This window comes from Pontibacillus yanchengensis Y32 (genome assembly GCF_000770635.1).
Taxonomy (GTDB): domain Bacteria; phylum Bacillota; class Bacilli; order Bacillales; family BH030062; genus Pontibacillus; species Pontibacillus yanchengensis.
In genome coordinates this window covers 1-10996 of sequence record NZ_AVBF01000100.1, presented here as the reverse complement: position 1 = coordinate 10996, position 10996 = coordinate 1, and the positions used below count along the sequence as shown (strand labels likewise).

The window sequence follows — 10996 nt, the reverse complement described above, 5'->3', positions numbered from 1 at the left end:
TCGGGGTTTCACCCCCGCAAGAGTAGGACGCCGCCATGCTTTCGTATCTTTGCTATTAAACATCATAAGACACTTTTCCATATTCCAACGTAGCTCAGTGGTAGAGAGACCGTAACCCTCAAAGAATAAACTTCGGTGTAGGTCTTGCGAGGAACAGCCCATCATCTAGCAGAATATGCTTGGGTCGTGACGAGCACAAAAGAAATTACTACCTCGATAAGCTACTGATACACAGAAAAATACTGTAGACACTTTTCCATATTCCAACGTAGCTCAGTGGTAGAGCTATCGGCTGTTAACCGATCGGTCGCAGGTTCGAATCCTGCCGTTGGAGCCATTATGCTTCCATAGCTCAGCTAGGTAGAGCGCTTCCATGGTAAGGAAGAGGTCGCCGGTTCAAGTCCGGCTGGAAGCTTTCAGAAGATCGCTATTGGCCCGTTGGTCAAGTGGTTAAGACACTGCCCTTTCACGGCAGTAACACGGGTTCGAATCCCGTACGGGTCACCACTTTCATATGGAGGATTAGCTCAGTTGGGAGAGCACTTGCCTTACAAGCAAGGGGTCACTGGTTCGAGCCCAGTATCCTCCACCATTTTTATGCCGACCTGGCTCAACTGGCAGAGCAACTGACTTGTAATCAGTAGGTTGGGGGTTCGAGTCCCTCGGTCGGCACCATTGTAATTTTCCTTGCATAATTAAGACATTATAAGATAAAATAATGAATGTCGTCTTAATGGAGGGGTAGCGAAGTTGGCCAAACGCGGCGGACTGTAAATCCGCTCCCTCTGGGTTCGCAGGTTCGAGTCCTGCCCCCTCCACCATATTGGGCCATAGCCAAGCGGTAAGGCATCGGTTTTTGGTACCGTGATGCGCTGGTTCGAATCCAGCTGGCCCAGCCAACTTTATTTTTAAAGAAATACATATTCGTGTCTGGTTTACTTATGTGAAACAAAAAGTCATAGATGCGCTTATTGAATATAATACCGAGCCATTAGCTCAGTTGGTAGAGCATCTGACTTTTAATCAGAGGGTCGGAGGTTCGAATCCTCCATGGCTCACCATTTTTTCACATTCACTCGTTCCCTTGAATACGATGTAAATGTGTTTTTTCTTTATCTTTTTATACGTAAAACATAGTGCGGAAGTAGTTCAGTGGTAGAACACCACCTTGCCAAGGTGGGGGTCGCGGGTTCGAATCCCGTCTTCCGCTCCATTTTCTCTATAAGGGGCCTTAGCTCAGATGGGAGAGCGCCTGCTTTGCACGCAGGAGGTCAGCGGTTCGATCCCGCTAGGCTCCATCATACAAAGAAGAACCTTGAGTCTAGTTGAACTGACTCAAGGTTTTTTTATTGTCTAGCGAAATGATAAAATTCAATGCTTGTATATAATTGAAAAAGTGAAGCGGTTGGAACGTAATTTCCCTTTTTTATTTTGCTTAGTGTGAATTTTCGTCATTTTTGTTTCCGCCAATCTTTTTTACAGAATGGATAAATGTATGTTTACGCATATAGAAAAATAAGGAATCTATTTTTACATACTTAAAAAAGGGGGTTAAGCTCTTTATATAAGTAATGAGAGAAATAATTATTTGTAAGCGCTTAAGGAGAGGTCGTATATATATACAATATTTTGTCCAGTTGAGTCATTGGATATAAGTTGACTACAATTAAAGGAACAACTAAAGGAGGATGGTTTTCATGAATATGAACTTATCGATCGTGGGTGCACCTATGGACTTAGGACAAAACCGAAGAGGTGTAGATATGGGTCCAAGTGCAATTCGTTATGCTGGGGTTGTTGAACGACTGGAGCAATTGAAGTATGATATCGAGGATTTAGGTGATGTAGAAATACCTCGTCCCGATCGGAGAGAGAACCAAACAGAACATTTACGTAATTTAAAAGAAGTTGCGGAGGGGAATGAACATCTAGCTAAGTCTGTAGATGATGCAATTCAACGAAATAGATTCCCGCTTGTAATTGGGGGCGATCATAGTATTGCGATTGGATCTTTAGCAGGTATTGCCAAGCATTACGAGAATTTAGGTGTAATTTGGTATGATGCTCACGGAGATTTAAATACTGGAGATACATCACCTTCAGGCAACATTCATGGTATGCCACTTGCTGTTAGCTTAGGAATTGGGCATGAACGCTTGGTGAACATTGGAGGCTATCAGCCCAAAATTAAACCAGAAAATATCGTTATTATCGGTGCGCGCTCATTAGATGATGGGGAAAAAGAGCTTATTCAGGAAAAGGGAATTAAAGTGTATTCCATGCATGAAATTGATCGTATGGGAATGACTCAAGTTATTCAAGAGTCGGTTGAATACTTAGCAGAAAAAACGGATGGTGTTCATCTAAGCTTAGACTTAGATGGGTTAGACCCTCAAGATGCTCCCGGAGTAGGAACACCTGTAATGGGTGGTATGAGTTATCGTGAAAGTCACCTAGCAATGGAAATGTTAGCTGAAGCTGATATCATCACCTCCGCGGAGTTTGTTGAAGTGAATCCAATTCTAGACGAAAAGAATCGAACTGCTTCAGTAGCTGTAGGGTTGATGGGGTCCTTGTTTGGAGAAAAACTAAAGTAACTATCACTTTTATCTATTATGTATGATTATCATAGAAACCATAAAAAAACAGCAGCTTATGGTTACCCCGTAAGTTGCTGTTTTCTATATTTTGACCTCTTTTGTTCATAACGATTTAATAAATGATCTAATTCTGCACTTACCTCTACTACTTCTCTAGAAGATAATGCTTGTCCATTTGATAATAAGACCAGTTTTTTACGGCAGGATTCAATTTCTTCCAACAAATCTTCACACATTACACAAATCCCCCTTGTACCCATCTTCAATTCCATTTACAGTATTATATATCCGATTACATTCGTTTTAAACATTATTTTGAAAAGAATATTTATTCCTATCATAAATTTAAAATAATATATAAATTTCTTATGTTTTTATGAAACCTATAATAGCAGTTATTCGTATAGGGGGATAACCGCAAATATAGCGGAGGTATAGTACATGGATTTATTTATAAAAGAAAAAATAAAAAAAGTTAAAAAAGGGGATCAATCTGCTTTTGAAGAAGTGGTGACATTTTATCAAAATAAAGTCTACCAAATCTGTTTCCGTATGCTAGGAAACGCTCATGAGGCAGAAGATATTGCACAGGAAGCTTTTGTTCGGGCCTATACGAATATCCATTCATTTGATGAGAATAGGAAATTTTCAACGTGGCTATATCGAATTGCAACGAACCTTTCTATTGACCGGATACGAAAGAAGAAGCCAGATTACTTTTTGGATGCGGAAGTAAAAGGGACGGAAGGCTTGACGATGTATTCACAAATTTCTGCGGACCAAGCATTACCCGAAGAGGAAGTGGAAAGTCTTGAACTTCAAGAGTACATTCACAAAGAAATCCTTTCCCTTCCAGCGAAGTACCGCTCCGTTATCGTTTTACGATATATTGATGAACTGTCTTTACAGGAGATTAGTGATATACTAGATATCCCCGTGGGTACTGTAAAAACAAGAATTCATCGAGGAAGAGAAGCACTTCGTAAAAAGCTTCGTCACGTGTAAAGGAGTGATGGGAAATGAAATGTTCAACTGAAGCAGTTGCGTTGATGCATAAATATTTAGACGACGAGTTAACAAAAGACGAAGAGAAAACATTAAGAGATCACCTTCATAAATGTGAGAGATGTCAGAAACATTTTCATGAATTAAAGAGAACGATTGCGATGGTTCAAAGCACAAACCAAGTGCAAGCACCTCAGGGGTTTGCGCAGAACGTGATGCAAAATCTTCCTAGCGAAAAGAAATCATATAGCTATAAACGTTGGTTTAAGTCTCATCCCATGCTAACAGCTGCTGCAATCTTTTTCATACTAATGTTCGGCAGTGTATTTTCTATGTGGAATCAAGATCAGCATCTAAGTGTTTCTAAGCAAAAAGATATTATCATTCAAGATAATACGGTAATTGTACCAGAGGGTAAAACAGTAGAAGGTGACCTAGTCGTGAAAAATGGGAACCTCAGGATTGATGGGAAGGTAAATGGGGATGTTGTTCTCATAAATGGCGATAACTTAAAAGCCTCGGCTGGGGAAGTAACCGGTGATTTGAGTCAAGTCAATCAAGTGTTTGATTGGATTTGGTACAAGATGAAAACAACAGTTAAAGACGTTTTTTCTATGAAGGAAGAAAAGTAACAAGAAGTCACTATGCATAGTGGCTTCTTTATTTATGTATGTATGAAAAAATATATAATTCCTTGAGTAATAAAGTACACGCCCAGCAACAAATGTACTTCTTTCTCAAAGGAGAGGTAACAAATATTCACTCATGTTTTAGCGAACCTTCACATAAAGGATATAAGTGGTGAAAATAAGACTTCCTAATTAGGAAAGGGAGCCAATTGGTAATTACACATACGATCTTTCCCATGAGGACCGAATTAGTTTTCATGATTTACAACAACTTAATGTTTTCAAATGAAAGGCATGTGTTATTTTTTGTATAGGGAATTATGATATAATGGTTATACTGTTTGTATTACATAGGTAAGGTCGAATGCTAACATGTGAATTATTGTTAAAGGAAGTGTAGACATGCTTGATGGGGGATTTGAATTTCTAAAATATTTACGGATTGTAATCGATGTTGCCCTTGTCTGGTTTGTTTTATATAAGTTAATCATGTTGATTCGTGGCACGAAAGCCGTTCAGCTGTTGAAAGGTATCTTTGTAGTCTTAGGTATTTGGCTTGTTAGTTACTTTTTACAACTGAAGACGTTAATGTGGTTAATGTCACAAGCCATTACATGGGGATTCTTAGGGGTTATAATACTATTTCAACCTGAATTACGAAGAGCGCTAGAACAGCTAGGAAGAGGAAGCTTTTTTGCGCGTAATTCTGGGGAAGATGACTCCGTAAAAAAATCAGTAGAAGCCATTATGAAATCCTGTAACTACATGGCCAAGCGAAGAATTGGAGCACTCATTACAATTGAAAGGGAAACAGGTATGAGTGATTATGTAGAAACAGGTATTTCCATTGAGGGTCATTTAACAAGTGAACTATTAACAAACATATTTATTCCCAATACTCCCTTGCATGATGGGGCAGTCATCATTTCAGAGAGTCAAATTACAGCTGCCGCTTGTTACTTGCCACTTTCAGAAAGTCCGTTTATATCCAAAGAGTTAGGTACAAGGCACAGAGCAGCGTTAGGCATTAGTGAAGTCACCGATGCGTTAACCATTGTAGTGTCAGAGGAAACAGGGAACATTTCTTGTACCAAAAATGGGGAACTTCACAGGGAATTAGACCAGGAAGCACTGAGAGATATCCTACAGAAAGAATTAGACTCAACCTCAAACGCCACTGCTTCCAAAACGTGGAATTGGAGGGGGAAGAAAGATGGATAAATGGTTAAAGAGTCCTTGGTTTATCCGGGTTATCTCGCTAATATTGGCTATTCTTTTATATGCTTCTGTGAACCTAGATGATGGAGCGTCTCAATCAAGCTCGATTCTTCCAGAAGGAAATAAGGAAGTAACAACAATGAATAACATCCCTCTCCAGGTGTACATGAATGATGAAAAATATGTTGTAGAAGGTGTTCCACAGAACGTCACAGTCACTGTAGAAGGACCGAATACTGTAGTTACGAAAACCATTACTCAGAAAAACTTTGATGTATTTATTGATTTACAAGAACTTGAACCTGGGACTCACACAGTACCTATAGAACATAGAGGGATATCTAATCAATTATCCGTTTTTGTTGAGCCTAAAGAAGTTGAAGTTTCATTAGAGAAACAAGCATCTAAAGCTTTTGGTGTTGAAATAGACTTTATGAATCGAGATAAGATCGAGGATGGTTTTGAAATAGGTGATACAACGGTAGAGCCAGGAGAGGTTGAGGTTACTGGTTCACAATCAGAAATCGACAAAGTGTCCTTGGTTAAAGCTATTGTTGATGTGTCAGGAGCAAATGAAAGCATCTCAAAAAAGGATGCTCCAGTAAAGGTATATGACCAACAGGGTAACGAACTTAACGTATTTGTAGAACCATCATCTGTAAAAGTTAGTGCACCTCTTATAGCTCCTAATAAAGAGGTCCCGTTAAGCATTCAGACGGAAGGGGAGCTTCAAGAAGGGTACAGTATAAATTCTGTTAAGGCAAACCCAAATAAAGTTAGGGTGTTTGGGCCGAATGAAGTAATAGATTCGATTGACACGATTGATAACATGACAGTAGATTTATCCAAAATTAATGAGGATAAAACGTTGGATATAGATGTGCCTGTACCAGATAAGGTGAACAAAGTAGAACCAAGTACGATTCAAGTTGAAGTGGATATCGAAGAATCGACCACAAAAACGTTTGAAAGTCGAAATGTAAACGTGCGAAACTTACAAGAAAACCAAACGATTACATTCATTGAGCCAGAGGATCAAACCATTGATCTCACATTAATTGGTACTGCAAATGAATTAGAAAATGTGAATCAAGATCAATTTGAAGCGTATATCAATGTAGAGCAGTTTGTAGAAGGTGAATTTAGTGTTCCTATTGAAGTCAATGGACCATCAGAGTTCAAATGGGAACTTAGTAACAAAGAAGCTCAAGTTCGTATAGAGTAAAACAATATGCATCTCGAAAGCATGAAGGAGCGATTGAAGATGGGAAAATATTTTGGAACAGATGGAGTTCGTGGAGTAGCCAATCAAGAATTAACACCAGAACTAGCCTTTAAAGTTGGACGTTATGGTGGATATGTACTAACAAAGGAAACGTCCAAGCCAAAAATCTTAGTTGGTCGTGACCCAAGAATCTCTGGTCAACTACTAGAGAACGCTTTAACTGCAGGCCTATTATCTATCGGTGCAGAGGTTATGCGTTTGGGAGTTATCTCAACACCAGGTGTAGCTTATTTAACAAAGGCTCTAGGAGCTGCAACGGGAGTTATGATTTCAGCATCTCATAACCCTGTAGAAGACAATGGAATTAAATTCTTTGGTCCAGATGGCTTCAAGCTAAACGATGAGCAAGAGAATGAGATTGAAGCATTAATGGACCAGGAAGAGGATCATTTACCTCGTCCAACTGGTGGAGATGTAGGACAGATTAATGATTACTTTGAAGGTGGTCAAAAGTATCTACAATACCTAAAACAAAGCATTGACTATGACTTTGATGGCCTTCATATTGCATTGGACTGCGCTCATGGTGCTACATCATCTATCGCATCTCATTTGTTCGCTGATCTAGAGGCGGAATTATCATCAATAGGTTCTTCCCCAGACGGATTGAACATCAATGATGGCGTTGGTTCGACCCATCCTGAAACCCTGCAATCCTTTGTGAAGGAAAAAGGAGCGGACATTGGTCTTGCATTTGATGGAGATGGGGACCGCTTGATTGCTGTTGATGAGAAAGGAAATATCATTGACGGAGATCAAATCATGTTTATCTGCGGAAAGCACTTAAACGAAAAAGGTCGCTTAAATCATAATACCGTTGTCTCTACCGTAATGAGTAATATTGGTTTTTATAAAGCCTTGGAATCTCATGGTATGAAGAGTGATAAAACATCAGTTGGAGACCGTTACGTTATGGAAGAAATGATTCGCGGTGGATATAACCTAGGTGGAGAGCAATCAGGTCATATCATTTTCCTAGACTATAATACGACTGGTGATGGCTTGTTATCTGCGCTTCAGTTAGTAAACGTGTTGAAAGAAACGCAAAAGCCATTATCTGAACTTGCTGCAGAAATGAAAAAATATCCTCAAGTGTTAAAGAACGTGCGCGTTATTGATAAACAACGCGTATTCACGAACGAACGTATCACGGAGGCAATTGAAGTGGTTGAAGAAGAGATGGGCGAGCATGGTCGCGTCCTCGTAAGACCTTCTGGTACAGAACCACTAGTACGTGTCATGGTGGAAGCTCCTACAGAAGAGGATTGCGAAAAATATGTAAGCAAGGTAGTCCAGGTTGTAGAAGATGAATTAGGGATGAAGGAATAATAACGAATGATGCGTAGTTAGCACTTTTCGTGTTAATTACGCATATTTTTATTAAGAGGGAACTTTTAACCTCTTACGTAATTAGTAAGTGTACTAGGCGATGAAGTTGTAATGAAATATTAATTGACCAAGAATTAGGACTAGTATAAAATGTAAGTTGCTCATCTTCAATTATGTAGTTTAAAGTCTTTCTCAATAGGATAAAGAGGGTTGAAGATGCAGTAACAAAAAAGGAGGGGTTTTACGAAAGAATGTACGTCATAAATTAAAGCGCCTGGACTATTTTCAGAACGCAATGAAAATAGTTGACGAGGAGGAGGTTCATCGATGATCGGCGGATGCCTCCCGGTTGATAACACCTCAACCGAGACGTTTTGATCTTAAAACAAAGGGGTGACTCTTTGCACAAAAGATGGAAACAAGGTGTTAGCATCGTATTCTAAAAATCAGGATCATGAGAAAGGGGCAAACGCTTGCCCCGTTAGATAGGATGAGTTGTTTGCCCCTTATTATAAGGAGGAAACAACACTATGTGTGGAATTGTCGGATATATTGGAACTCAGGATACAACAGAGATTTTACTAAAAGGCTTAGGTAAACTGGAATACCGTGGTTATGATTCAGCAGGAATTGCTCAATTAAATGATGATGGAATTCATATAACGAAAGTCAAAGGCCGTATCGCTGCACTTCGTGAAGAAGTAGAAAAGAAAGAAGTACGTGCAACAATGGGAATTGGTCATACCCGCTGGGCAACACATGGCGCGCCAAGCTATGAGAATGCCCACCCTCACCAAAGCGCGTCTGGTCGATTTACGATTGTTCATAACGGCGTAATTGAAAACTATGAAGATGTACAACGCGAGTATCTATCAGATGTTGATATGAAGAGTGAAACAGATACCGAGATTATTGTGCAGCTTGTAGAAAATCTCTACCACGAGCTAGGAGATGTGCAGGAAGCATTCCGTAAAGCGATCTCGCTAATGAAGGGTTCTTATGCTGTTGGAATTATTGATCAAGAGGATCCGAACACAATTTATGTAGCTAAGAACAAAAGTCCATTGCTTGTAGGGCTTGGAGATGGTTTTAATGTTGTTTCAAGTGACTCTATGGCAATGCTTCAGGTTACCGATCAGTTCGTAGAATTAGAAGATAAAGAGATTGTTATCGTACGTCGCGAAGAAGTAGAGATTCAAAAATTAGATGGTACAAAAGTAGACCGTGAACCATTTACTGCTGAAATTGATGAAAGCGACATCGAAAAAGGAACATACCCACACTTCATGCTCAAAGAAATTGATGAGCAACCTTTTGTTATTCGTAAAATCATCCAAGAATATCAAGACGAAAACGATCAAATTAAATTAGATCCAGATGTACGTCAGGCTATGACCAAATGTGATCGTGTGTATATCATTGCCTGTGGAACAAGTTATCACGCTGGTTTAATTGGAAAGCAATTTATCGAGAAACTTGCACAAACACCAGTAGAGGTACATGTGGCAAGTGAGTTTTCTTACAATATGCCACTTATCTCAGATAATCCGTTATTTGTGTTTATCTCTCAAAGTGGTGAAACAGCAGACAGCCGTGCTGTACTTGTGGAGACAAAAGCTAAAGGCTATCCAGCACTAACGATTACAAACGTACCTGGCTCTACCCTTTCTCGTGAAGCGGATTACACGCTACACTTACATGCAGGACCAGAAATTGCAGTTGCTTCTACTAAAGCTTATACAGCTCAAATGGCAGTGTTGGCGATTCTAGCGGTTGATACAGCCCAGGCAAAAGGCATTGAGCTTGAATTCAACCCTATGAAGCAATTAGGCATTGCTGCCAATGCAATGGAAGCACTATGTGATCAAAAAGAAGAAATAGAACAAATTTCTGCTGACTTCTTGCCAACAACGCGAAACTGCTTCTTTATCGGACGCAGTGTAGACTACTACGTTGGACTTGAAGGAGCTCTTAAGCTAAAAGAGATTTCTTACATTCAAGCAGAAGGATTTGCTGGTGGTGAGCTGAAACACGGAACCATCGCACTGATCGAAGAAGGAACGCCAGTTGTAGCACTAGCTACACAAGAGAACGTGAACTACTCTATCCGTGGTAATGTGAAAGAAGTAGCAGCACGTGGAGCAAACCCATGCGTCATCAGCATGAAAGGCTTAGATCAAGAAGGCGATACATTCGTTATCCCAGAGGTACATGAGTTGCTAACGCCTTTAGTATCTGTTGTACCTATGCAACTAATCGCATACTACGCAGCACTACACCGTGACTGTGATGTAGATAAGCCAAGAAATCTAGCTAAGAGTGTAACAGTGGAATAATAGATAAAAACGTCTTACTTCGGTAAGGCGTTTTTTTATTATCTAGTGTACTATTATAAAATTCAATGCTTGTGTATAACTGAAAAAGTGGTGCGGCCACGTCCAGCTCCAGCGCCCAGCGACTAGTATGCTTCCCTCGCCTCCGTACGATAAGTTAACATCGAATCACTACGTTCTTCGTGTTGCCTTTATCTCCTACGGCTCAGTCCAGCATATACGTCGCTAGCAGGGCGCTTGCGCTTTTGTTCTTATGGCTGTGTTAAAGTTTGGTGTTAATTTTAGAATCAACTAATCAAAATAGCCATATTCAAGATAAGAAGCATAATCTGGAATAAGGAGTTTTGGTGCTGAGTGGTTGATTCGTTGGGAATTCACTCGCTTTCCGCGGACAATCGGTGAAGCCTCCTCGTTCGGCTTCGCCTCTCTGCGGGGTCTTCACTCGATCGTATTTCCGCAGGAGTCTCGCAAATTCCCAACGAATCAACGCCATGTTTTGGAGTTCTTATCAAGGAAAGTTTGCTCCATTACTTGGATTAAGGGGAAAGTTTCAACACTATTGATTCATATATCTAAGGTGGTAAAACATGCTTAAAT

The 10996-nt window shown here is 40.0% G+C and carries 8 protein-coding genes and 10 tRNA genes; 17 read left to right on the top strand and 1 reads right to left on the bottom strand.

Going from position 1 to position 10996, the window contains the following annotated elements; translation table 11 throughout:
• Positions 1-262: 262 nt before the first annotated feature.
• The 11 genes from N782_RS19675 to rocF all read left to right on the top strand — a co-directional run bounded on the left by N782_RS19675 (position 263) and on the right by rocF (position 2597).
• A tRNA-Asn gene (locus tag N782_RS19675) sits at positions 263-337 on the top strand.
• A 4-nt stretch (positions 338-341) separates the two neighbouring features.
• Positions 342-415 (top strand) — tRNA-Thr (locus tag N782_RS19670).
• 17 nt (positions 416-432) lie between these two features.
• Positions 433-507 (top strand) — tRNA-Glu (locus N782_RS19665).
• A 9-nt stretch (positions 508-516) separates the two neighbouring features.
• A tRNA-Val gene (locus N782_RS19660) sits at positions 517-592 on the top strand.
• Positions 593-599: 7 nt separating this feature from the next.
• A tRNA-Thr gene (locus N782_RS19655) sits at positions 600-675 on the top strand.
• Between the two features lie 60 nt (positions 676-735).
• A tRNA-Tyr gene (locus tag N782_RS19650) sits at positions 736-821 on the top strand.
• A gap of 3 nt (positions 822-824) precedes the next feature.
• Positions 825-899: transfer RNA gene (locus N782_RS19645), tRNA-Gln, on the top strand.
• Between the two features lie 86 nt (positions 900-985).
• A tRNA-Lys gene (locus N782_RS19640) sits at positions 986-1061 on the top strand.
• 77 nt (positions 1062-1138) lie between these two features.
• Positions 1139-1213, top strand: a tRNA-Gly gene (locus N782_RS19635).
• Between the two features lie 12 nt (positions 1214-1225).
• A tRNA-Ala gene (locus tag N782_RS19630) sits at positions 1226-1298 on the top strand.
• A 399-nt stretch (positions 1299-1697) separates the two neighbouring features.
• A complete protein-coding gene (rocF, locus tag N782_RS19625) occupies positions 1698-2597 on the top strand; it encodes an arginase (protein WP_036824459.1) in 900 nt (299 codons plus the stop codon).
• 62 nt (positions 2598-2659) lie between these two features.
• Here rocF and N782_RS21190 read toward each other — a convergent pair whose 3' ends face one another.
• Positions 2660-2836: an aspartyl-phosphate phosphatase Spo0E family protein gene (locus N782_RS21190; protein WP_084103172.1), complete on the bottom strand. Its 177-nt coding sequence runs from the start codon at positions 2834-2836 to the stop codon at positions 2660-2662.
• Positions 2837-3041: 205 nt separating this feature from the next.
• Between N782_RS21190 and sigW the strand changes: the two genes are divergently transcribed.
• From sigW to glmS, 6 genes are all read left to right on the top strand, one after another.
• Positions 3042-3605 carry an RNA polymerase sigma factor SigW gene (gene sigW / locus N782_RS19620; RefSeq protein WP_036824456.1) on the top strand — a complete coding sequence of 188 codons (564 nt, stop codon included), beginning with the start codon at positions 3042-3044 and terminating at the stop codon, positions 3603-3605.
• Positions 3606-3619: 14 nt separating this feature from the next.
• Positions 3620-4237, top strand: coding sequence for an anti-sigma factor family protein (locus N782_RS19615; RefSeq protein WP_036824453.1), 618 nt, complete (start codon positions 3620-3622; stop codon positions 4235-4237).
• A 399-nt stretch (positions 4238-4636) separates the two neighbouring features.
• Complete coding sequence (gene cdaA, locus N782_RS19610; protein ID WP_036824450.1) at positions 4637-5455, top strand: diadenylate cyclase CdaA; 819 nt, start codon at positions 4637-4639, stop codon at positions 5453-5455.
• Entirely contained in the window at positions 5448-6677 is a 1230-nt protein-coding gene (locus N782_RS19605) for a CdaR family protein (RefSeq protein WP_036824447.1), read from the top strand. The genes cdaA and N782_RS19605 overlap by 8 nt, the downstream gene beginning before the upstream one ends.
• Before the next feature lie 39 nt (positions 6678-6716).
• Entirely contained in the window at positions 6717-8066 is a 1350-nt protein-coding gene (gene glmM, locus N782_RS19600; protein ID WP_036824445.1) for a phosphoglucosamine mutase, read from the top strand.
• 530 nt (positions 8067-8596) lie between these two features.
• A complete protein-coding gene (glmS, locus tag N782_RS19595) occupies positions 8597-10402 on the top strand; it encodes a glutamine--fructose-6-phosphate transaminase (isomerizing) (RefSeq protein ID WP_036824443.1) in 1806 nt (601 codons plus the stop codon).
• The last annotated feature ends 594 nt before the right edge of the window (positions 10403-10996 follow it).